Source organism: Duganella paludis (assembly GCF_054461335.1).
Map to the genome: position 1 here is coordinate 2358125 of NZ_CM136922.1, position 20867 is coordinate 2378991.

The following is a 20867-nucleotide window of genomic DNA, read 5'->3' on the forward strand; positions in this document are numbered from 1 at the left end:
GATGCTTCTCGCTTTAAAATCACGCGGCCCGGTTGGACAGGGCCTCGCCAAATAACAGGGTTTGCCGGATCGGCGTAATATCGGCGCGGTTCTGGATCAAACCGAAATACCAGGGACCGTCTTTCACGTCACCATACAGCACGGCGCCGGTGACGCGGCCATCCTTGATCACCAGGCGCTTATAGACGCCACGGCGCGCATCGCGCAACACCAGGTCTTCGCTGCCTTCGCCGCCGACGAAATCGCCGACCGAATACAGATCGACACCGGTGACCTTCAGGCGGGTCGGCGAGGTTTGCTGTACATAGCGGCGCACGCCGGCGCCGGCCAGGTGGGCGCCGCAGACGCGCGCCTGGTCCCAGATCGGCGCCACCAGGCCGAAGGTGGCGCTGCGGTGCTGCACGCATTCGCCCACGGCGTAGACGCGCGGGTCGTAGGTTTGCAGCGTGTCGTCCACCACGATGGCGCGTTCGCAATGCAGGCCGGCCGATTTCGCCAGCTCGATATTCGGTCGCACGCCGGCGGTCATCACCACCAGGTCGGCCGGGATCAGAGTACCGTCCTTGAAGCGCACGCCGGTCACGCGGTCAGGACCTAGGATTTCCTCGGTCTGCGCGCCCATCATGAATTTCAGGCCTTTCGCTTCCAGCGCTTTTTGCAGCAGCAGCGCGGCCGGCTTGTCGAGCTGCTGGTTCATCAGCGCCTCGGTCACGTGGACCACGGTCACGCTCATGCCCTGGCGTTGCAGGCCGTTGGCGGCCTCCAGGCCAAGCAGGCCGCCGCCGATCACCACAGCGTTGCGGTGATTGCGCGCCATCGCCAGCATGGTTTCCACGTCCTGGATGTCGCGGAAGGCCAGCACGCCTTTCAGCTGGTGGCCCGGCACAGGAATGATGAAAGGCTTGGAGCCGGTGGCGATCAGCAGGCGGTCGTAACGGACTTCCAGCCCTGACTGCGCACGCACGATGCGCTTGCGGCGGTCGATGTGCACCACCGGGTCGCCGGCGTGCAGCGTGATGTTGTGCTGGACGTACCATTCGCGCGTGTTGAGCATGATGTCGTCGATGCTCTTCTCGCCCGCCAGCACCGGCGACAGCAGGATGCGGTTGTAGTTACCGTGCGGCTCGGCGCCGAACACGGTGATGTCGTACATGTCCGGCGCCAGCTTGTACAGTTCTTCGACTGTACGCATGCCGGCCATGCCGTTGCCAATGACGACCAGCGCGGGTTTCATAAACCGACCCAGACTTTGCCGTCGGCCACGCGGGCTGGATAGGTGCCGACCGAGTGCTCGGGCGCTTCCAGGCATTCGCCGGTTTGCAGGTCGAAGTGCTGCTTGTAGATTGGCGATGCCACCACGATGCGCTCACCCAGCGAACCGACCAGGCCGCGCGACAGCACGGAGGCTTCCGAATTCGGATCGTAGTTATCGATGGCGAACACGCGTGCTTCGCCGTCGTCGACGTGGAACACGGCTACCTGGGCGTCGTTCAGCAGCGCGCACACGCCGGTGTTGGGCACGATGTCGTCCAGGTTGCAGACGGCGATCCAGTTATCGGTTTGAATATCACGGTGCATATAATTCTCCTCAAGCTGCCTTGACTGCGATAGGGATAACGCGCTTGCGTTCTTCGATGGTGGCCGGGCGGATCTGGCCTCGCTCTTCCAGGAACAGCACGTTCTGGTCGCCCTTGTCGCTATTGACGAAGTGGCGGAAGCGCTTGCGGGTCTCTGGATTTTCCACGGCTTCCTTCCACTCGCAGGCATAGGTGTTAACCACGTGCTGCATGTCCGCTTCCAGCTCGGCGGCGATGCCCAGCTTGTCCTTGACGATGACATCCTTCAGGTAATCCAGGCCGCCTTCCAGGTTCTCGCGCCAGGTGCTGGTGCGTTGCAGGCGGTCGCCGGTGCGGCTGTAGAACATCAGGAAGCGGTCGATGTACTTGATCAGCGTTTCCTTGTCAAGTTCCGTCGCCAGCAGTTCGGCGTGGCGCGGCTTCATGCCGCCATTGCCGGACACATAAAGGTTCCAGCCTTTTTCGGTGGCGATCACGCCCACGTCCTTGCCCTGCGCTTCGGCGCACTCGCGGGTGCAACCGGAGACGCCGAACTTAATCTTGTGCGGCGTGCGCAGGCCCTTGTAACGATTCTCCAGTTCGACCGCCAGGCCGATGGAATCATCGACGCCGTAACGGCACCAGGTCGAGCCGACGCAAGACTTCACGGTGCGCAGCGACTTGCCGTAGGCGTGGCCGGATTCGAAACCGGCGGCGATCAGTTCTTCCCAGATCAGCGGCAGCTGCTCGACGCGGGCGCCGAACATGTCGACGCGCGCGCCGCCGGTGATCTTGGTGTACAGGCCGTACTTCTTGGCGACCATGCCAACCGCGATCAAGCCGTCGGGCGTGACCTCACCGGCCGGCATGCGCGGCACCACCGAGTAAGTGCCGTCCTTCTGGATATTGCCGAGGAAGTAGTCGTTGGTGTCCTGCAGGCTGGCGTGTTCCTTCTTCAGCACGAAGTCGTTGTAGACGGTGGCCAGGATGCTGGCGGCCAGCGGTTTGCAGACGTCGCAACCGAGGCCCTTTCCATGCTTATGCAACAGGTCCGGGAAGGTCTTGATCTGGCCTACTTTGATCAGGTGGAACAACTCCTGGCGCGAGAAGGCAAAGTGTTCGCAGACATGGTTGTTCACCTCCATGCCCTGCTTCTTCATCTCGGCCTTCATCACCTGCGTCACCAGCGGCACGCAGCCGCCGCAGGCGGTGCCGGCGCCGGTGCAGCTTTTCAGTTCACCGATGGTGCAGGCGCCGTTGGCGACGGCGGCGCACAGCGTGCCTTTCGATACGTCGTTGCAGGAGCAGATCTGCGCGCCGTCCGGCAGCGCATCCACGCCCAGCGCCGGCTTGGCCGCGCCGTCCGACTGCGGCAGGATCAGGAACTCCGGCGATTCCGGCAGTTCGATTTTGTTCAGCATCATCTGCAGCAGCGTGCCGTACTCGCTGGCGTCGCCCACCATCACGCCGCCCAGCAGGTACTTGCCGCAGCTGGACACCACGATCTTCTTGTAGATCTGTTTGCGCTCGTCGATGAACTGGTAGGAGTGGCTGCCCTCTTCCTTGCCGTGCGGGTCGCCGATGGAGGCCACGTCCACGCCCATCAATTTCAGTTTGGTGCTCATGTCGGCGCCGGCGAATTCGCCCGCTTCGCCCAGCATGTGCTTGACGGCGACGCGCGCCATTTCATAGCCCGGCGCCACCAGGCCGAAGATCATGCCGCCCCACAGCGCGCATTCGCCGATGGCATACACGTCCGGGTCGGAGGTGACGCAGTTGTTATTGATTTCGATACCGCCGCGCGGGCCGATGGTCAGGCCGGCTTCCTTGGCCAGCATGTCGCGCGGACGGATACCGGCCGAGAACACGATCATGTCGGCATCCAGATGGCCGCCGTCGGCGAATTCCATGCGGTGGGTGCCATCGACGCCGTCGACGATGGCGGTGGTGTTCTTACCCGTGTGGACGGTCACGCCCAGCTCTTCGATTTTACGGCGCAGCACGCGGCCGCCGCCATCATCCACCTGCACCGCCATCAGGCGCGGCGAGAATTCCACCACGTGGGTTTCCAGCTTCATATCGCGCAGGGCCTTGGCGCATTCGAGGCCCAGCAGGCCGCCGCCGATCACCACGCCGGTCTTCGAGCGGTTGCCGCATTCGAGCATCGCTTCCAGGTCTTCGATGGTGCGATAGACGAAGCAGTCCTTGCGCTCCTTGCCCGGCAGCGGCGGCACGAAGGGGAAGGAACCGGTGGCGATCACCAGCTTGTCGTAGGCCAGCACGTTGCCGTCGGCGATGGTGACGGTTTTAGCTTTGGTGTCGATGGCGGTGGCGCGGGTGTTCAGGCGCAGCACCATGTCGTCGCGGTCGAAGAAGCCCGGCTTCACCAGCGACAGGTCTTCCGCCTTTTTACCGGAGAAGAATTCCGACAGATGCACGCGGTCGTAGGCAGGGCGCGGCTCTTCGCACAGCACCGTCACCTGCAAGTTGGCGGCGCCGCTGTTGGCCAGGCTTTCCAGGAATTTGTGGCCAACCATGCCGTGACCGATGACGATAATTTTCATGATGCGTTTCCTTTTAAGCAGCCAGCTTGGTGGCGATTGCGGATTCTTCTACGGCGGCGCTGCTGAAGCGCGCCGCCAGTGCACACAGGGCGGAGATGGCGACCAGCACGCCGAGGATGCTCAGCGTCTGCTGCACGTCGCCGGTGCCCTTCATCAGGAAGCCCGCCGCGACGGCGCCTACGTTGCCGCCGGCGCCGATGATGCCGGCCACGCCGCCCAGGGCGCGCTTGTCGACGAATGGCACCACGGCGTAGGTTGCGCCGCAAGCCATGTGGGTGAACAGGCCGAAGAACAGCATGGCGGCGATGGCCAGTGCGGCGCTGCCGGCGTTGGCGAACATCAGCAGGCCGGCGCCTTCGCCCAGCATCAGCACGAACAACAGGACGACGCGGTTATTCAGGTTGCCGTTGACGGCCAGCTTGTCCGACACCCAGCCGCCGAGTGCACGAGCGAACAGCGCCAGCAGGCCGAAACTGCCAGCCGCCATGCCGGCTTGGGCCAGCGTCAGCTTGAAGTGGTCGACGTAGTAGACGGCGGCGATGTTGTGGATGAAGATCTCGATGCCGAAGCAGGCGCCGTAGGTAATGAACAGCAGCCATACGCGGTGGTTGGTCGCGGCCAGCTTGAACGAATCCCAGCCGCCTTTCTTGCCGCCTTCGATCGTAATGCCGGCGGCGCGCAGTTCGGTGAAGTTCCCTTGCGGGCAATCCTGGGTAAAGCGATAGTAGACGAAGGCCATGACGATCATCAGCACGCCCGGCACGATCAGCGCTGCGCGCCAGCCGTAGCCTTCGCCCACGCCGAGCATCACCATGGCGGCCATCAGCAGCGGCATGGCCGCTTGCGCGGCACCGCCGCCGGCATTGCCCCAGCCTGCGGCCGCCGCGTTGGCGGTGCCCACTACTTTAGGGCCGAACATCACCGAGGTGTGGTACTGCGTGATGACGAAGCTGGCGCCGGCCGCGCCGATGGCGAGGCGGAAGAACAGGAAGCTCTCGTAGCTCTGCGCGAAGGCCACGCCGATCACCGGGATGGAACCCAGCAGCAGCAAGCCGGTATAGGCTTTGCGCGGGCCGAAGTGGTCGCACAGCGGGCCGATGATCAGGCGGACGATGATGGTGACGGCAACCGCCGCGATATTGATGTTGGCGATCTGCGCGACGCTCAGGCCAAACTCGCCTTTAATCACCGGCATCAGCGGCGCGCAGGCGAACCACGCGAAGAAGCAGACGAAGAACGCCATCCAGGTCAAGTGGAACGCCCGCATCTGAGGCGTTGAAATCGAAAAGAGCTTGATGCTGGTAGCTTTGCTGGCCATTTTTTTATCCCGTTCAGAAAACAAAAAGGCGTCCGCGCAACCAGGCCTCAAAGACTGGGTTGGGCGGACGCCGTTGTCCTGCCAGTCCGTCCTTGGACCAGCTATGAATTCGTGTACTTCGGGGAGATCGCCGTTGATCCCTTAGCCTCTGTATTGCAAGAGCCGTGCCACCCGCTGAAAACGGCTTGTGCAGGGGGAAGAGCGGTTTTACGGCGGCTGCGCGCTATGGTGCGGTGCGATATCGCGGTGCATAATGCACGCTATGGGTGCGCCAGGCCGGTGCATTTATCGCAAGCCATGGAGGCGCAGTGGGCACAGCAAAATTCACATCGGTGGAGGATTACCTGGCGTCGCAGGACGCCACCAAGGCGGCGACGCTGAAGGCCGTCATCGCCTTCACCCTGGAGGCATTTCCTGAGCTGGCGCTCAAAATGGCGTGGAATGTGCCGCAGATTCATCGCGGCGGCGACTACGTGATGGGCCTGGCCGCATACAAGAAGCACCTGACGCTCGCCCCATGGAGCGTGTTCGTGATGGAGGTCTTCCAGGAGCGGCTGCGGCCATATGTCGTCTTCAAGAACTGCTTCCAGATTCCGGTGGATTGGGAGATCGACCGGAATCTGTTGACGGACCTGGTGCGCGCAAGGTTGGCGGAGCTGGATTAACGCTACGCGCTGGCGCGGATAGGTGCGGCCAGTTCCTGCCAGGCGTCGGCGCAGCGGACCACGTCGCCGACGATGATGATGCTGGGGCTACCCAGGCCGCTGTCGCGCAGGGCTTGCGGCAGCTGGCCGAGGGTGGTGATCAATTGCTGCTGGTTGGCGCGGGTGGCCGATTGCACCACGGCGACCGGCGTGTCGGCCGGGGCGCCGCCGGACAGCAGGCCGCTCTGGATGCTGTCCACACGGGCCACGCCCATATAGATCACCAGTGTCAGCTTGCTTTGCGCGAGCGCGGCCCAATTCGGCTCCGACGCTTCGTCCTTGCCATGGCCGGTGACGAAGGTGGCGCCCTGGCTCCACGCGCGGTGCGTGACCGGAATGCCGATGCTGGTGGGCGCCGCCAGGCCGCTGCTGATGCCCGGCACCACCTCGACTTCGATGCCTTCCGCGCGCAAGGAGGCGCGCTCCTCGCCGCCACGGCCGAACATATAAGGATCGCCGCCCTTCAACCGCACCACGCGGTTGCCGGCGCGCGCCTCGGCGATCATCAGGCGCTCGATGAATTCCTGCGGCGTGGAGGCGCAGCCGCCACGCTTACCGACCTGGATCACGCGTGCGCTCGATGGCGCAAAGTTCAATATTTCAGGATTGACCAGATCATCGATCAGCACCACGTCCGCGCGTTCGATGGCCCGCACGGCCTTTAAGGTCAACAGTTCCAGGTCGCCGGGACCGGCGCCCACCAAGGTTACGCTGCCCATATTTACCCCGCTGCGGCCAGTGCGGCCGCCACCATTTCGTCTATCTCGCCGCTGATGGAGGACAGCACGCCCGCCACCACCGAGAACTCCTTGCCCGCCTGCCCGGCCCTCGCCGCCACGATACGCGCGTTGAACGCCACCATGCGCGCCTGGCGGTTAATGGTTTCGATATCCGTAATCACGCCGCGCAGCTGCTTCTTCATCAGGCGCGCATGCAACTTGGACTGCTCTTCGTAGATGCCGGTGATCTGGTTCAGGATCGCCAGCGTGGGCGTGGTGATGCGCACCAGCTCCGCCAGCAGCTCACCGCTGTCGCGGGCATTCTGCGCGATGGCCCTCAGGGTGCGCTCGGCCAGGTCGGCAAAGGCGGTGATCTCGCGGTCGCCCTGCAACTTGCCGAAGTAGGCCTGCTCCAGCTCCGGGCAGAACACGCCCGGCAGGCCATCTCCATCGGTCAGCAGCGACTTGTGCGCGCCACGGAACAGCGTCAGCGTCTCCTGCGCTATCGCCGCCGCGCCTTCCTGCTGCTGCGATGCCAGCACGGCGTACAGCACCAGCCGCTGCGAGGTGAAGCGGCGACGCCCGGACAAGTTGATCAGGGCGCCGAAGACTTCTCCCGGCAATGGTTTGCCGGCATGGGAGCCGGTGGCTGGTGGCATGGGCGCGTGCATGTGCATCGTTGTTTCTCCTTTATTTAAGCGGCCTTCACGGGATGCGCCTGTTTCCGGTACAGGAATTCCAGCACCGCCGTGCGGTATTCCATGTACTTCGCATCCGACGCCAGCGCCACGCGGTCGCGTGGACGCTCCAGCTGCACATCGACGATTTCGCCGATGGTGGCGGCCGGGCCGTTGGTCATCATGACGATGCGGTCCGACAGCAGCACCGCTTCATCGACATCGTGCGTCACCATCACCACGGTGGACTTGGTGGCGGCGACGATTTTCAGCAGTTCATCCTGCAGGTGGGCGCGGGTCAGCGCGTCCAGCGCGCCGAAGGGTTCATCCATCAGCAGCACTTTCGGCTCCATGGCCAGCGCGCGGGCGATGCCGACGCGCTGCTTCATGCCGCCCGAGATTTCATGCGGGCGCTTGGCTTCGGCGGCCGTCAGGCCCACCAGCGCCAGCGCCGCCATGGTGCGCTCCTTCAGCTGCGCTTTCGATTCAACCTTGCCGAACACGCGCTCCACGCCGAGATACACGTTCTCGTAGCAGGTCAGCCACGGTAGCAGCGAATGGTTCTGGAACACCACCGAGCGCTCCGGCGACGGCCCGGCGATCTCGCGGTTGGCGCACAACAGCACGCCGTCGCTAGGCTTCAGCAGGCCGGCAATCAGGTTGAGCAGCGTAGACTTGCCGCAGCCCGAGTGGCCGATCAGGGTGATGAATTCACCCTTGCGCACCGTCAGGTCGATTTCACGCAGCGCGTGGAAGATGCCCTTCTTGGTGTGGAACACCATCTCCACGCCTTCGATATCGATGAATTTGGATTCGTCCATGATCGCGCTCCTTAGTTCGACACTTGTTCGTAGGTGAATGCACGGGCCAGCGCCATCAGCGCCTGCTCCAGCAGCAAGCCAACCAAGCCGATGGCCACGATGGCGATGATGATGTGCGGTACATTCAGGTTGTTCCACTCGTCCCACACCCAGAAGCCGATGCCCACGCCGCCGGTCAGCATCTCGGCCGCGACGATCACCAGCCACGCGGTGCCGATCGACAGGCGCACGCCGGTCAGGATGTACGGCAGGGCCGATGGCAACAGGATCTTGGTCAGCACCTTCCACTCCGACAGGTTGAGCACACGCGCCACGTTCATGTAATCCTGCGGCACGCGCTGCACGCCAACGGCGGTGTTGATGATCATCGGCCAGATCGAGCAGATGAAGATCGACCAGATGGCAGCAGGGTTGGCCGACTTGAACACCAGCAGGCCGATAGGCAGCCAGGCCAATGGCGACACCGGCTTCAGCAAACTGATGATCGGGCCGAACATGGCGCCGACGAACTGCACGCGGCCGATCAGGAAGCCCAGCGGAATGCCCACCAGCGCGGCCAGGCCGAAGCCCACGCCGACGCGCTGCAGGGACGCCAGCAGGTTCCAGCCGATGCCCTGGTCGTTCGGGCTGTTGCGGTAGAACGGATCGGCGAACAGCTTGATCGCTTCCTGCAGCGTGACCAGCGGCGTCGGGAAAGAGCTGTTGTTCACGGTGATCAGCTGCCACACCAGCACCAGCAAGGCGGCACCCACCAGCGGCGCGACGATTTTCATGGCGGTGGCGGAGACTTGCTGGCGCACGCGCGCAGTGCCGTTGGCGGCCAGCGGGCGGCGTGGACGGCGCGCTGAGGAAGCAGCAGCAGGAGCAGCAGATGTACCGGCAACCGTCACCGGTTCTGCACTATCAGGTTTAAGCATGGCGTTCATGGCATCCTCCTGTCATCAGGCTTTGATCTTGAACGAGGCGGCGAACGCTTTCGGGTTCTTGCCGTCCCAAACGGAACCGTCCATCAATTTCGAAGTACGCAGAGGGCTCTTAGGTACAGGCGTTTTGGTCATGGTGGCCGCATCCTTGTACAGGTCGATCTGGTTGACCGAGGTCGCCACGGCAAGGTAATCCGGATCGTCCTTCAGCAGGCCCCAGCGGCGGTGCTGGGTCATGAACCACATGCCGTCCGACAGGTAAGGGAAGTTGACCGCGCCATCGTTGTAGAACTTCATGTGGTTCGGATCGTCCCAGGTCTTGCCCAGGCCATTCTGGTAGCGGCCCATGATGCGCTGGTCGATCGCATCCTTGCTGGTGTTGACGTAGGACTTGTCGGCGATGGTTTCAGCCATCTTGTTCTTGTTGGCCAGCGAGGAGTCGATCCATTTGCCGGCGTCGAGAATCGCGGCCATCATGGCGCGGCATGTGTTCGGATATTTTTTCGCGAATTCCAGCGTGGAGCCCAGCACCTTCTCCGGGTGATCCTTCCAGATGTCCTGGGTGGTGGTGGCGGTGATGCCGACGCCGTCCATGATGGCGCGGTGGCCCCACGGCTCGCCCACGCAGAAGCCGTCCATATTCCCGACGCGCATATTGGCCACCATCTGCGGCGGCGGCACGGTGATGACCTTGGCGTCCTTCATCGGATTGATGCCGTTGGCGGCCAGCCAGTAGTACAGCCACATCGCGTGGGTGCCGGTCGGGAAGGTCTGTGCGAAGGTGTATTCGCGTTTGTCGGTGTTCATCAGCTTGGCCAGCGAGGCGCCGTCGACCGCGCCCTTGTCGGCCACTTTCTTGGACAGGGTGATCGCCTGGCCGTTGTTATTGAGGCTCATCAGCACGGCCATGTCCTTCTTCTGGCCGCCGATGCCCATCTGCACGCCGTACAGCAGGCCATACAGCACATGGGCCGCATCGAGATCGCCATTGGCCAGCTTGTCGCGCACGCCGGCCCAGGAGGCTTCCTTGCTCAGCACGAACTTGACGCCGTATTTCTTGTCGAAGCCCAGCACCGAGGCCATGACCACGGAGGCGCAGTCGGTCAGCGGAATGAAGCCGATCTTGATTTCTTCCTTCTCCGGCTTATCCGAACCCGCTGCCCACACGCCACCCGTCGACAAACCCAACATGCTTCCTCCCGCTACAAGACCTGCACCATGAATCAATTTTCTACGCGTCGCATTCACCTCTTCCGTCTTGGGTGGCAGCGCGCTCTTCGTATCAAGCTTCTTGTAATTCATGGCTATCCCTTCTTGTAGTCGTCAATAACTATCGGCCAAAAAAAACGCCTACCCTCACGAAAACATTCATGATTGGGTAGACGTCGTTGTCTGGTGGGCCCCACCGCCGTTGGCAGGGCACAGCCGCGCATCTTTGCGCTTGACTACAGCTATGCAATGTCCGTGCCAGCGAGTTTACAGAGGGAAAGGGTGGTGGCGGGATGGCATTTGCCCAAAAAAAATGCACCGCAATTGCGCGGTGCATCATTTTGGGTGGGCGTTTTCAGCCCAGCAGGTCTTCCACGTCCAGAATGCGCTGGGCCACTTCGGACAGCTTGAGGTTCTTGCTCATGGCCATGGAGCGCAGCTTCTGGTAGGCCTGTTCCTCGGTGAAGCGCTGGCGCTCCATCAGCAGGCCCTTGGCGCGCTCGATGACCTTGCGTTCGGCCAGCTTGCTCTTGGTGTCGCTCAGCTCCTCCAGCAGCTTCTGCTCGCGCTTGAATTGCGCCAGCGCCACCTGCAGCACCGGCTTGATGCGCTCGCCCTGCAGGCCGGCCACGATATAGGCCGACACGCCAGCCTCGACCGCCGCTTCCATGCTCTCCGGGTCCTGATCCTCGGTGAACATGACGATGGGACGGCGTTCGTCGCGAGTGGCGATGACGATATGTTCGAGCACGTCGCGCGCGTCCGACTCGGCATCGACGATGATCATATCTGGTTGCAGCTGGCCGATACGCTCGGGCAGGTACATATCAGGCGGCAGCGAGGCGATGATGTCGTAGCCCGCTTCCAGCAGCCCGATACGCAGTACCCGCTCACGCTCGGCCTGTGCATGCAGCGCTTCGTCATCCTCGTCATGGATGACGGTGTTGACGACAACGATACGCAGATTGGGCATGGCCGGCTTACGCATGGGAGTGGGTTATGACCTTGCTGCAAGCAAGAATCAAACCAGTATTTTGAATGTGCATGCGCAGATTCTACGGCACAAAGGCCGGATTCTGCCAGACATCATCTCAGCGTTGCATGCCCCAACGGCGTATGGTGAACGTTTCCAGTGGTCGGAATACCACGTTTTCCACCAGCAGGCCGATCAGGATCACAGCGGCCAGACCGGCGAATACCTTGTCGGTGTAGAGCTCATTGCGGTTCTGGAAGATGTACCAACCGAGACCGCCCTGCCCGGCCGTGGTGCCGAACACCAGTTCGGCCGCGATCAGCGTGCGCCAGGCAAAGGCCCAGCCGATCTTCAACCCGGAGAGGATGGACGGCAGCGCGGCCGGCACCAGAATGTGCAGCACGAAGCGCAGGCCGCCCAGGCCGTAGTTGCGGCCGGCCATGCGCAAAGTCTCGGGGACTGATTGGAAGCCGGCGTAGGCGCCCAGCGCCAGCGGCCACAGCACGGCGTGCACGATCACGAACAGCAGGCTGGCCTTGCCCAGGCCGAACCACAGCAGCGCCAGCGGCAGCAGGGCGATGGCGGGCAGCGGATTGAACATGGCGGTCAGCGTTTCCAGCAGGTCGCGGCCGATGCGGGTGGAGGCGGCCAGCGCGGTCAGGGCGAAGGCGGCGGCGATGCCGGCCAGGTAGCCTTGCAGCAGCACGCTGAGCGAGACGCGCACGCGGTCCAGCAGCTCGCCGCTGATGATGCCTTGCGCGAAGGCCTGCGCGGTTTGCAGGAAGGTCGGCAGCAGCAGGTCGTTGTCCTGCCAACGGGCCACGGCTTCCCACAGCACGGCCAGCAGGATGAGGATGATGGTTTTGCGCAGCCAGCTTTGCTGCCAGACACGCTGCGCCAGCGGCAAGGCGGGATCGGCAGCGCGCAGCGTGGGCGGCGCGACGGTATATTCGCGCTCCTGGCGGATCGGCGGATCGAGGACCAGGCTCATAGCACGTCGTCCTCGCGCAAGCGGGGCCCCATAGAACGCGTGGCCGCATGCCGTGCATGGGCTCCCGCGTGCGCGAGAGCGACGGCGGGGGCGTCAGAAAACAACAATCCATGGATGCGCTGCGTGGCCGCCTGAAACTCCGCACCGCCGGCGCTGGCCAGATCAAACTGATGGCTATTCAACTCCGCCCTCACTTGCCCCGGATGCGGCGACAGCAGCAGTATGCGATTCCCCACCACCAGCGCCTCCTCGATCGAATGCGTCACGAACAACAACGTAAAGCGCAGCTCTTCCCACAAGCGTCCCAGCTCCTCCTGCATCTTGCGCCGCGTGAGCGCATCGAGTGCGGCGAACGGCTCGTCCATCAACAGCACCTCCGGCTGCATGGCCAGCGCGCGGGCGATCGCCACGCGCTGCTTCATGCCACCCGACAGCGTGTGCGGATGCGCGTTCTCAAAGCCGTCCAAGCCAACCTTGGCGATCCAGTGCATGGCCCGCTCGGCCGCTTCATGCTTGCTCACGCGCTTGGTCATCAGCAGCGGGAACATCACATTCTCTTTCACCGTCTTCCACGGCGGCAGCTGGTCGAATTCCTGAAACACCACAATGCGATCCGGCCCCGGCCCGCGCACCGGCGCACCGTTGATCGAAATGCTGCCCGCCGCCGGCTTGATGAATCCCGCCGCTGCCTTCAGCAACGAAGACTTGCCACAGCCCGAAGGCCCCAGCAACACAAAGCGGTCGCCGCGATACACATCGAAGCTGACGTTGTGCGTGGCGCGCGTGCCGCCGTATTCCAGGCTCACGCCTTCGGCGCGCAGCAGCGGCGCGATGCCGCCGGTAGGGCTGACGACCTGCAGGCTCATGATCCGTTCGCGATCACAGGATCTTCAAAGAAGTATTCGCGCCAGCTGACCGGCTGCTTCTTGATGGCGCCCACGCGGTGCAGGAACTGCGACAGGCCAAAGGTATTCTGCGGCGCCACGCTGAAGTTCACCTGCGGGTTCTTGATGATCTTCAAAAGCAGATCGCGATCAACCTTGCTCTTGCTGATGCGCAGATAGGTATCGGCCGCCCCTTCGGGATTCTTGGCGACGTACTGCGCCGCCTCCGCCAACGCGGCGGTAAAGGCGCGATAGGTTTTCGGATTCTCGTTGCGGAACTTCTCGGTGGCGTACAACACGGTGGCCGAACTCGGGCCGCCCAGCACATCGTAGGAATTGAGCACGATGTGCGCGTTCGGATTGCCGGCCAGCTCCTGCTCCTGGAACGGCGGATTGCCGAAGTGGCCGTTGATCTCCGTACCGCCTGCAATGACGGCGGCCGCCGCATCCGGATGCGGCAGCGTCTGGGTAAATTTATCGAGGCGCGCAAACTCCTTGTCGCCCCACTGCTTGGCCGCCGCGTACTGCAGGATGCGCGACTGCACCGACACCGTCACCGCCGGCAGCGCAATGCGGTCTTTCTCGGTCAGATCGGCGATGGACTTCACTTTCGGATTGGTGCTCACCAGGTAGTAAGGGAAGCTACCCAGCGACGCCACTCCCTTCACATTCTGCTTGCCGTTGGTGCGGTCCCAGATGGTCAGCAGCGGGCCGACGCCAGCGCCGGCGATATCGATGGCGCCCGACAGCAGCGCATCATTCACGGCCGAACCACCGGACAGTTGCAAGCGCTCCACGCTGATATCGACGCCGAGCTTCTTGCCCTGCTTTTCAATCAGCTGCTGGTCCTGCGCCACGTTCAGCAGCAGGTACACCACGCCGAACTGCTCGGCGATGCGGATGCGTCCCTCGGCCTGCGCAGCAGGTGCGGCAAAGGCGAAGCTCAGGGCGAGAACGGCGGCGGTCAATCTGAACATGGTTTTCCTAGGTAGATTAGAAAGGCACATCGCCTTCGATGGTGGTGCGATACAGCTTGCGGCGCAGATGGTCGGGCGTGCCGCCGGCCAGATGCATCAGCGAGCGGTTATCCCAGAACACCAGGTCATGCGGCGCCCAGCGATGGCGGTACACATGCTCCGGCTTGACGCTATGCGCGAACAGCTCGGCCAGCAGCGTGCGGCTCTCGTCTTCCGGCAGGCCGACAATGCGGGTGGTGAAATGCTCGCTCACGAACAGCGCCTTGCGGCCCGTCTCTGGATGCGTGCGCACCACCGGATGCACCACCGGCTTGACCTCGTCGATCTGCGCCTGCGTCAGCGCCGGACGGAATGGGCTGCGGCGGCGCAGCTCCTCGTACTGCGCCAGATAACTGTGTTCGGCGCGCGCGCCTTGCACCGCATGGCGCAGCGCGGCCGGCAAGGTGTCCCAGGCCAGGTGCATATTGGCGAACAAGGTATCCCCGCCTTCGAACGGCAACTCCTGCGCGTGCAGCATGGAGCCAAGGCTCGGCGTTTCCTTGTACGATAAATCCGAATGCCAGAAATGGCCGGCGTCGCCGAGGCCGAGCGGCTGGCCGTTCTCGATGATGTTGGAGATGATCAGCACTTCCGGATGCGCCGGCAGCTGGAAATTGCGCAGCACATGGATTTGCAGCGGGCCGAAACGCCGACTGAAATCGACCTGCTGCTGCGGCGTGATACGCTGGTCGCGGAACACCAGCAGATGGTGGTCCAGATGCGCTTCATGGATGCGCTGGAAGTCGCGCTGCGAAAGCGGGCGGTTCAGGTCCAGCCCGAGAACTTCCGCGCCCAGCGGCGCATCGAATAATTCAACCTGAAAAGAGTCCTGGAGAACGGCAGCCATAGCACACACCTTGAGAAAGTTGTGCGATACAGTTTATGCCGGTGTCTTTATTTAGAAAACGAAGCATATCCAATATCGTTATTACCTATCCGTTTGAGGAGTTGGCTGCATGCTGAGTGCGATACAAGACTTGATGAAGCCGCCCGCCGGCATGGCCTTCGACTTCAGCCAGCCTGCCGGCGAACCATCGCTGGCCCCGCCGGACGGCGTAGCCTGGCGCGTGTTCGCCAACCCGGTGTCGCTGTTCGTGGGCGGGGTGACGGCAGTGCTGCTGGAATTGGCCGAGCCGTCGGTACGCTCCGGCGTCTGGGACCACAGCAACTTCCAGCGCGATCCGCAAACGCGGCTGCGGCGCACCGGCTTCGCCGCCATGATGACGGTCTACGGCCCGCGCTCGGCGGCGGAAAAGATGATCGCGCACGTGGTGCACATGCATGGCCATGTGCAGGGCGCGACGCCCGACGGCGTGGCCTACCGCGCCAACGATCCGCGCTTGCTCGACTGGGTGCACGCCACCGCCACCTTCGGCTTTACCGAGGCCTATCACCACTATGCGCGGCCGCTGTCGCGCGCAGACAAGGACGCCGCCTTCGCCGAAGGCCAGGCATCGGCTTTACTGTACGGGGCCACGGGAACGCCGCGCTGCTGGAACGATTGGGATGCGGCGCTGGCAGCCGCCGCGCCGGGATTGGAAGGTTCGCCGGTACTGGCCGATTTCATGCGCATCATGCAGGAAGCGCCGATCCTGCCGGCGCCATTGCGCTGGCTCCAGCGCCTGCTGGTGCGCGCCGCCGTGCAGATCACACCGGAACCGGTGCGCTCGCTGCCGCAATTGCGCGGACGCGGCTTGCGCCGGGGCGAGGCCACGCTGGTGCGCGTGTTGGCGCGCACCGCCGCGCTGCTGCCACTAGGGAATACGCCGCCCGCGCAGGCCGCCCGGCGGCTAAAAGCCGCCCGTGCCTGAGGATGCGAGCGACTGAAACGTCTTACGCCTCGGCGTACTTCGCCAGGCGCTGCTGCACTGCCGGCGCCAGTTGGTTCAGGGCGTTGACGGCAATGCCCATGTCCTGCAGCTTGCCGTCGTTGATGCCGTAGACCCAGCCGTGCACGGTCAGGTCCTGGCCGCGATCCCAGGCGTCCTGCACGATGGTGGTGGCGCAGACGTTGCTCACCTGCTCGACCACGTTCAACTCCACCAGGCGCTCCGAGCGGCGCTGTTCGTTGACCACGGTGCCCATGTAGCGCTCGTGCTTCTGGTGCACGTCCTGCACATGGCGCAGCCAGTTGTCGACCAGGCCGACGCGGGTACCGGTCATGGCGGCGTGCACGCCCTTGCAGCCGTAGTGGCCGACGATGATCACGTGTTTGACCTTCAGCACCTCGATGGCGAACTGCAGCACCGACAGGCAGTTCAGGTCCGAGTGCACCACCACGTTGGCGATATTGCGATGGACGAAGACGTCGCCGGGCAACAGGCCCAGCAGTTCATTCGCCGGCACGCGGCTGTCCGAGCAGCCGATCCACAGGTACTCCGGCGCGGCCTGGGTGGCCAGGCGGTTGAAGAAGTCGGGGTCGCGTTCGACTTCCGACTCCGCCCAGCGACGGTTGTTCTCCAGCAGGTTGCGCAGGGGGGACGTGCTCTTATCCAGATCGTTCATGTTGCTCCTCTCGTACATAAGAAGACCGCCGGTCTGCTCGAAATGGGCAGCGCGGCGGTCCGATATTACCAAGTCTCTGTGACTGACCAGTTACTCAAAAAAGTCCTTGACCTTGTCACGCCAGGTTTTCGTCTGCGGGCTGTGCTTGGAGCCGCCCTCGGTGGTCGACTTTTCAAAGTCGCGCAGCAGCTCTTTCTGCTTGTCGGTCAGCTTGACCGGCGTCTCGACCGCCACGTGGCAGAACAGATCGCCCGCGAAGCCGGAACGCACGCCCTTGATGCCCTTGCCCTTGAGGCGGAAGGTCTTGCCCGACTGGGTGCCTTCAGGAATCGTAAACGATACTTTACCAGACAAGGTCGGCACCTCGATTTCGCCGCCCAGCGCCGCCTTGGCGAAGGAGATCGGCATTTCGCAGTGCAGATCGTCGCCTTCGCGCTGGAACACGCTGTGCGGCTTGATGTGGATTTCCACGTACAAGTCGCCCGACGGTCCGCCATTGGTGCCCGGTTCGCCGTTGCCGGACGAGCGGATGCGCATGCCATTGTCGATGCCGACCGGGATCTTCACTTCCAGCGTCTTGTTGCGCTTGATGCGGCCCTGGCCGGCGCACGCTGCGCATGGCTCGGGAATGATCTTGCCGGTGCCGTGGCATTTCGGGCAGGTCTGCTGGATGCTGAAGAAGCCCTGCTGCATGCGCACCTGGCCGTGGCCGGCGCAGGTCGAGCAGGTCACCGGCGAGGTGCCCGGCTTGGCGCCGGAACCGTGGCAGGTGTCGCACTTGTCCCACGACGGCACGCGGATGGTGGTGTCGAAGCCGTGCGCGGCCTGTTCCAGGGTGATTTCCAGGTTGTAGCGCAAGTCGGCGCCACGGTACACCTGCGGACCCTGGCTGCGGCCACGGCCGCCGCCAAAGATGTCGCCGAAGATGTCGCCGAAGGCGTCGCCGAAGCCGCCCGCGCCGCCACCGCCGAAGCCGCCCGCATTCGGATCGACGCCGGCGTGACCATAGCGGTCATACGCTTCGCGCTTGTCCGCGTTGGTCAGCATCTCGTAGGCTTCTTTTACTTCCTTGAATTTGTCTTCCGCGTCTTTGCTGTCCGGATTGCGGTCCGGATGGTACTTCATAGCCAGTTTGCGATAGGCCTTCTTGATCTCGTCTTCCGATGCGCTTTTTGCGACACCGAGTATCTCGTAGAAATCACGCTTTGCCATATTGTCGGGACCTTGCTTATATTCTGTACTGATTTATGCGAAAAAGCCGAGCCGGCGGCATGACCACGCGGCTCGGCGGCGTCGTTCCCGCGCAGGCGGGAACCCATGCAGACGGGCCGGATTCGGCTCAGCATGGATTCCCGTTTTCACGGGAATGACGATTACTTGCTGTCTTTGACTTCTTTGAAGTCGGCGTCGACCACGTCGTCCTGTGGCTTGGCCTGATCCGCACCTGCGCCTGGCTGTGCACCTTCAGCACCGCCGGCAGCTTGCTGCGCCTGCATGTCGGCGTACATCTTCTCGCCCAGCTTCTGCGAAGCGGTCGACAGCGAGGCCACCTTGGCGTCGATCTCTGCCTTGTCGCCCGATTTGATCGAGGCTTCCAGGTCGGTGATCGCCGCTTCGATCTTCTCTTTCTCGCCGGCTTCCAGCTTGTCGCCGTATTCGGTCAGCGACTTGCGGGTCGAGTGCACCAGCGCGTCGGCCTGGTTGCGCGACTCGGCCAGTTCTTTCACTTTCTTGTCTTCTTCGGCGTTGACTTCAGCATCTTTCACCATCTTCTGGATTTCCGCTTCGGTCAGGCCGGAGTTGGCCTTGATCGTGATCTTGTTCTCTTTGCCGGTGGCCTTGTCTTTGGCGCCGACGTGCAGAATGCCGTTGGCGTCGATGTCGAAGGTCACTTCGATCTGTGGCGTGCCGCGTGCTGCCGGCGGGATGCCTTCCAGATTGAATTCGCCCAGGCCCTTGTTGCCGGCCGCGATTTCGCGCTCACCCTGGTAAACCTTGATGGTCACCGCAGGCTGGTTGTCGTCGGCGGTCGAGAACACTTGCGAGAACTTGGTAGGAATCGTGGTGTTCTTGTGGATCATCTTGGTCATCACGCCGCCCAGGGTTTCGATACCCAGCGACAGTGGCGTCACGTCCAGCAGCAGCAAGTCCTTGCGCTCGCCCGACAGGACCGAACCCTGGATCGCCGCGCCAACTGCAACCGCTTCGTCCGGGTTCACGTCCTTGCGTGGATCCTTGCCGAAGAACTCTTTGACCTTTTCCTGCACCTTAGGCATACGGGTCATGCCGCCGACCAGGATGATGTCGTCGATGTCCGACACTTTAACGCCTGCATCCTTGATGGCGGTTTTGCATGGTTCGATGGTGGCGATGATCAGCTCTTCCACCAGCGATTCCAGCTTGGCGCGGGTCATCTTCAGGGTCAGGTGGACCGGCGCGCCGTTCGCCATGGCGATGTACGGCTCGTTGATTTCGGTCTGCTGCGACGACGACAGTTCGATCTTCGCGCGCTCGGCCGAAGCCTTGATGCGCTGCAGGGCGATCGGATCTTTTTTCAGGTCCAGGCCGTTGATCTTCTTGAACTCTTCGATGATGTAATCGATGATGCGCTGGTCGAAGTCTTCGCCGCCCAGGAAGGTGTCGCCGTTGGTCGACAGCACTTCGAACTGCTTCTCGCCGTCCACGTCCGCGATTTCAATGATCGACACGTCGAAAGTACCGCCGCCCAAGTCGTACACGGCGATCTTGCGGTCGCCCTTTTCGGTCTTGTCCAGGCCGAAAGCCAGTGCGGCTGCGGTTGGTTCGTTGATGATGCGCTTGACGTCCAGGCCAGCGATGCGGCCGGCGTCTTTGGTCGCCTGACGCTGCGAGTCGTTGAAGTAAGCAGGCACGGTGATGACGGCCTCGGTGACTTCTTCACCCAGGTAGTCTTCAGCGGTCTTCTTCATCTTGCGCAGGACTTCAGCCGAGATTTGCGGCGGCGCCAGTTTCTTGTCGCGTACGCCAATCCATGCATCGCCGTTGTCGGCTTTGGTGATGGTGTAAGGCATCAGGCCGATGTCCTTCTGCACTTCCTTCTCGTCGAACTTGCGACCGATCAGGCGTTTCACAGCGAACAGCGTGTTTTTTGGATTGGTCACAGCCTGGCGTTTCGCCGGCGCGCCAACCAGGATTTCACCATCTTCTTGGTAAGCAATGATCGATGGCGTCGTACGTGCGCCTTCGGCGTTTTCGATTACCTTTGGCTGACCGTTTTCCATAACGGAAACGCAGGAATTGGTCGTTCCCAGATCGATACCGATAATTCTACCCATGATTTTCTTCCTTATTTGCTAGAGTTCAGATGGTGCTTATATGTGGAAAAGCTCTGTGTTTTCAAGAGCTTAATATTTACTTTGCTTGCGCTGCGGTGACGATGGCAGGACGCAGCAGGCGGTCGGCAATCATGTAGCCTTTTTGCAGCACGGAAACAACCGTGTTGGCTTCCTGGTCGGCAGGCACCACGGCAACGGCCTGGTGCTTGTTCGGGTCCAGCTTTTCGCCCTGCGCCGGTTCGATGGCGATCAGGCGGTTGCGTTCGAAGGCGGCGGACAGCTGTTTCAGGGTCATTTCGACGCCTTCCTTCAGCGATTCCAGCGTTGGCGCTTCGACTTTCAGGGCCATTTCCAGGCTGTCTTTCACCGGCACCAGCGCTTCGGCGAAGCTTTCTACCGCGAACTTGTGCGCTTTGGAAACATCTTCCTGGGCGCGGCGGCGGATGTTTTCACCGTCGGCCTTGGCGCGCATGAAGGCGTCGTGCATCTCGGCCAGCTTGGCTTCGGTTTCGGCCAGTTGCTGCTCCAGCGATGGCAAGCCCGTTTCCGGGGTCGATGGCGGGGCCGACGCAGCGGCTTCAGCCGCCTCTGGATTAGGTGGTACGGCTTGGTTTTCCTGATCTTGCATCTAGAGACTCCTACAATCGTATTTGTTTGACATTACTTGTGTTACCACTGTGTCCGCAAATGGGG

At 62.6% G+C, this 20867-nt stretch carries 20 protein-coding genes; 2 read left to right on the forward strand and 18 right to left on the reverse strand.

The window, feature by feature from the left end; all coding sequences use genetic code 11:
- Nucleotides 1–19 precede the first annotated feature (19 nt).
- From ACXZ1M_RS10605 to ACXZ1M_RS10620, 4 genes are read right to left on the reverse strand one after another with little or no spacing between them, the layout of a single operon-like run.
- On the reverse strand, nucleotides 20–1234 hold the full coding sequence (locus ACXZ1M_RS10605; RefSeq protein ID WP_459053126.1) for an NAD(P)/FAD-dependent oxidoreductase: 1215 nt from the start codon (nucleotides 1232–1234) through the stop codon (nucleotides 20–22).
- Nucleotides 1231–1578, reverse strand: coding sequence for a nitrite reductase small subunit NirD (nirD, locus tag ACXZ1M_RS10610; RefSeq protein WP_373989195.1), 348 nt, complete (start codon nucleotides 1576–1578; stop codon nucleotides 1231–1233). The genes ACXZ1M_RS10605 and nirD overlap by 4 nt, the downstream gene beginning before the upstream one ends.
- Nucleotides 1579–1588: 10 nt before the next feature.
- On the reverse strand, nucleotides 1589–4120 hold the full coding sequence (gene nirB / locus ACXZ1M_RS10615; protein ID WP_459053127.1) for a nitrite reductase large subunit NirB: 2532 nt from the start codon (nucleotides 4118–4120) through the stop codon (nucleotides 1589–1591).
- Between the two features lie 13 nt (nucleotides 4121–4133).
- Complete coding sequence (locus ACXZ1M_RS10620; protein ID WP_459053128.1) at nucleotides 4134–5438, reverse strand: MFS transporter; 1305 nt, start codon at nucleotides 5436–5438, stop codon at nucleotides 4134–4136.
- A 308-nt stretch (nucleotides 5439–5746) separates the two neighbouring features.
- On the opposite strand from ACXZ1M_RS10620, the gene ACXZ1M_RS10625 reads away from it, so the two are divergent.
- Entirely contained in the window at nucleotides 5747–6103 is a 357-nt protein-coding gene (locus ACXZ1M_RS10625; RefSeq protein WP_459053129.1) for an iron chaperone, read from the forward strand.
- Between the two features lie 2 nt (nucleotides 6104–6105).
- Here ACXZ1M_RS10625 and cobA read toward each other — a convergent pair whose 3' ends face one another.
- The 10 genes from cobA to ACXZ1M_RS10675 form a co-directional block, all read right to left on the reverse strand.
- Nucleotides 6106–6861, reverse strand: a complete 756-nt coding sequence (cobA, locus tag ACXZ1M_RS10630; protein ID WP_459053130.1) for a uroporphyrinogen-III C-methyltransferase — start codon at nucleotides 6859–6861, stop codon at nucleotides 6106–6108.
- A 2-nt stretch (nucleotides 6862–6863) separates the two neighbouring features.
- Nucleotides 6864–7538: a methyl-accepting chemotaxis protein gene (locus ACXZ1M_RS10635; RefSeq protein WP_459053131.1), complete on the reverse strand. Its 675-nt coding sequence runs from the start codon at nucleotides 7536–7538 to the stop codon at nucleotides 6864–6866.
- A 17-nt stretch (nucleotides 7539–7555) separates the two neighbouring features.
- Nucleotides 7556–8359 (reverse strand): ABC transporter ATP-binding protein, encoded by an 804-nt coding sequence (locus tag ACXZ1M_RS10640; RefSeq protein WP_459053132.1) that lies wholly within the window; start codon nucleotides 8357–8359, stop codon nucleotides 7556–7558.
- A gap of 11 nt (nucleotides 8360–8370) precedes the next feature.
- Entirely contained in the window at nucleotides 8371–9285 is a 915-nt protein-coding gene (gene ntrB / locus ACXZ1M_RS10645; RefSeq protein ID WP_459053133.1) for a nitrate ABC transporter permease, read from the reverse strand.
- A 15-nt stretch (nucleotides 9286–9300) separates the two neighbouring features.
- Nucleotides 9301–10473 carry a CmpA/NrtA family ABC transporter substrate-binding protein gene (locus ACXZ1M_RS10650; RefSeq protein ID WP_459053134.1) on the reverse strand — a complete coding sequence of 391 codons (1173 nt, stop codon included), beginning with the start codon at nucleotides 10471–10473 and terminating at the stop codon, nucleotides 9301–9303.
- A gap of 373 nt (nucleotides 10474–10846) precedes the next feature.
- Nucleotides 10847–11464, reverse strand: a complete 618-nt coding sequence (locus tag ACXZ1M_RS10655) for an ANTAR domain-containing response regulator (RefSeq protein WP_459053135.1) — start codon at nucleotides 11462–11464, stop codon at nucleotides 10847–10849.
- Between the two features lie 118 nt (nucleotides 11465–11582).
- Nucleotides 11583–12455 carry an ABC transporter permease gene (locus ACXZ1M_RS10660; RefSeq protein ID WP_459053136.1) on the reverse strand — a complete coding sequence of 291 codons (873 nt, stop codon included), beginning with the start codon at nucleotides 12453–12455 and terminating at the stop codon, nucleotides 11583–11585.
- On the reverse strand, nucleotides 12452–13321 hold the full coding sequence (locus ACXZ1M_RS10665; protein WP_459053137.1) for an ABC transporter ATP-binding protein: 870 nt from the start codon (nucleotides 13319–13321) through the stop codon (nucleotides 12452–12454). The genes ACXZ1M_RS10660 and ACXZ1M_RS10665 overlap by 4 nt, the downstream gene beginning before the upstream one ends.
- Nucleotides 13318–14316: an ABC transporter substrate-binding protein gene (locus tag ACXZ1M_RS10670; RefSeq protein WP_459053138.1), complete on the reverse strand. Its 999-nt coding sequence runs from the start codon at nucleotides 14314–14316 to the stop codon at nucleotides 13318–13320. The genes ACXZ1M_RS10665 and ACXZ1M_RS10670 overlap by 4 nt, the downstream gene beginning before the upstream one ends.
- Nucleotides 14317–14332: 16 nt before the next feature.
- Nucleotides 14333–15202: a TauD/TfdA dioxygenase family protein gene (locus ACXZ1M_RS10675; protein ID WP_459053139.1), complete on the reverse strand. Its 870-nt coding sequence runs from the start codon at nucleotides 15200–15202 to the stop codon at nucleotides 14333–14335.
- 109 nt (nucleotides 15203–15311) lie between these two features.
- Between ACXZ1M_RS10675 and ACXZ1M_RS10680 the strand changes: the two genes are divergently transcribed.
- Nucleotides 15312–16166: an oxygenase MpaB family protein gene (locus ACXZ1M_RS10680; protein ID WP_459053140.1), complete on the forward strand. Its 855-nt coding sequence runs from the start codon at nucleotides 15312–15314 to the stop codon at nucleotides 16164–16166.
- Between the two features lie 22 nt (nucleotides 16167–16188).
- On the opposite strand, the gene can is transcribed toward ACXZ1M_RS10680, so the two are convergent.
- The 4 genes from can to grpE form a co-directional block, all read right to left on the reverse strand.
- On the reverse strand, nucleotides 16189–16860 hold the full coding sequence (gene can / locus ACXZ1M_RS10685; protein ID WP_459053141.1) for a carbonate dehydratase: 672 nt from the start codon (nucleotides 16858–16860) through the stop codon (nucleotides 16189–16191).
- A gap of 90 nt (nucleotides 16861–16950) precedes the next feature.
- Nucleotides 16951–18072, reverse strand: a complete 1122-nt coding sequence (gene dnaJ / locus ACXZ1M_RS10690; RefSeq protein WP_459053142.1) for a molecular chaperone DnaJ — start codon at nucleotides 18070–18072, stop codon at nucleotides 16951–16953.
- A 161-nt stretch (nucleotides 18073–18233) separates the two neighbouring features.
- Nucleotides 18234–20174, reverse strand: a complete 1941-nt coding sequence (gene dnaK, locus ACXZ1M_RS10695) for a molecular chaperone DnaK (protein ID WP_459053143.1) — start codon at nucleotides 20172–20174, stop codon at nucleotides 18234–18236.
- A gap of 76 nt (nucleotides 20175–20250) precedes the next feature.
- The gene (gene grpE / locus ACXZ1M_RS10700) at nucleotides 20251–20802 is read right to left on the reverse strand and encodes a nucleotide exchange factor GrpE (protein WP_459053144.1); all 552 of its coding nucleotides are present in this window, start codon (nucleotides 20800–20802) and stop codon (nucleotides 20251–20253) included.
- Between the last annotated feature and the right edge of the window lie 65 nt (nucleotides 20803–20867).

Bases quoted from the DNA above. Each gene is read 5' to 3' on its own strand.
- ACXZ1M_RS10605 (WP_459053126.1), bottom strand. From the start codon at position 1,234: ATGAAACCCGCGCTGGTCGTCATTGGCAACGGCATGGCCGGCATGCGT.
- nirD (WP_373989195.1), bottom strand. From the start codon at position 1,578: ATGCACCGTGATATTCAAACCGATAACTGGATCGCCGTCTGCAACCTG.
- nirB (WP_459053127.1), bottom strand. From the start codon at position 4,120: ATGAAAATTATCGTCATCGGTCACGGCATGGTTGGCCACAAATTCCTG.
- ACXZ1M_RS10620 (WP_459053128.1), bottom strand. From the start codon at position 5,438: ATGGCCAGCAAAGCTACCAGCATCAAGCTCTTTTCGATTTCAACGCCT.
- cobA (WP_459053130.1), bottom strand. From the start codon at position 6,861: ATGGGCAGCGTAACCTTGGTGGGCGCCGGTCCCGGCGACCTGGAACTG.
- ACXZ1M_RS10635 (WP_459053131.1), bottom strand. From the start codon at position 7,538: ATGCACATGCACGCGCCCATGCCACCAGCCACCGGCTCCCATGCCGGC.
- ACXZ1M_RS10640 (WP_459053132.1), bottom strand. From the start codon at position 8,359: ATGGACGAATCCAAATTCATCGATATCGAAGGCGTGGAGATGGTGTTC.
- ntrB (WP_459053133.1), bottom strand. From the start codon at position 9,285: ATGAACGCCATGCTTAAACCTGATAGTGCAGAACCGGTGACGGTTGCC.
- ACXZ1M_RS10650 (WP_459053134.1), bottom strand. From the start codon at position 10,473: ATGTTGGGTTTGTCGACGGGTGGCGTGTGGGCAGCGGGTTCGGATAAG.
- ACXZ1M_RS10655 (WP_459053135.1), bottom strand. From the start codon at position 11,464: ATGCCCAATCTGCGTATCGTTGTCGTCAACACCGTCATCCATGACGAG.
- ACXZ1M_RS10660 (WP_459053136.1), bottom strand. From the start codon at position 12,455: ATGAGCCTGGTCCTCGATCCGCCGATCCGCCAGGAGCGCGAATATACC.
- ACXZ1M_RS10665 (WP_459053137.1), bottom strand. From the start codon at position 13,321: ATGAGCCTGCAGGTCGTCAGCCCTACCGGCGGCATCGCGCCGCTGCTG.
- ACXZ1M_RS10670 (WP_459053138.1), bottom strand. From the start codon at position 14,316: ATGTTCAGATTGACCGCCGCCGTTCTCGCCCTGAGCTTCGCCTTTGCC.
- ACXZ1M_RS10675 (WP_459053139.1), bottom strand. From the start codon at position 15,202: ATGGCTGCCGTTCTCCAGGACTCTTTTCAGGTTGAATTATTCGATGCG.
- ACXZ1M_RS10680 (WP_459053140.1), top strand. From the start codon at position 15,312: ATGCTGAGTGCGATACAAGACTTGATGAAGCCGCCCGCCGGCATGGCC.
- can (WP_459053141.1), bottom strand. From the start codon at position 16,860: ATGAACGATCTGGATAAGAGCACGTCCCCCCTGCGCAACCTGCTGGAG.
- dnaJ (WP_459053142.1), bottom strand. From the start codon at position 18,072: ATGGCAAAGCGTGATTTCTACGAGATACTCGGTGTCGCAAAAAGCGCA.
- dnaK (WP_459053143.1), bottom strand. From the start codon at position 20,174: ATGGGTAGAATTATCGGTATCGATCTGGGAACGACCAATTCCTGCGTT.
- grpE (WP_459053144.1), bottom strand. From the start codon at position 20,802: ATGCAAGATCAGGAAAACCAAGCCGTACCACCTAATCCAGAGGCGGCT.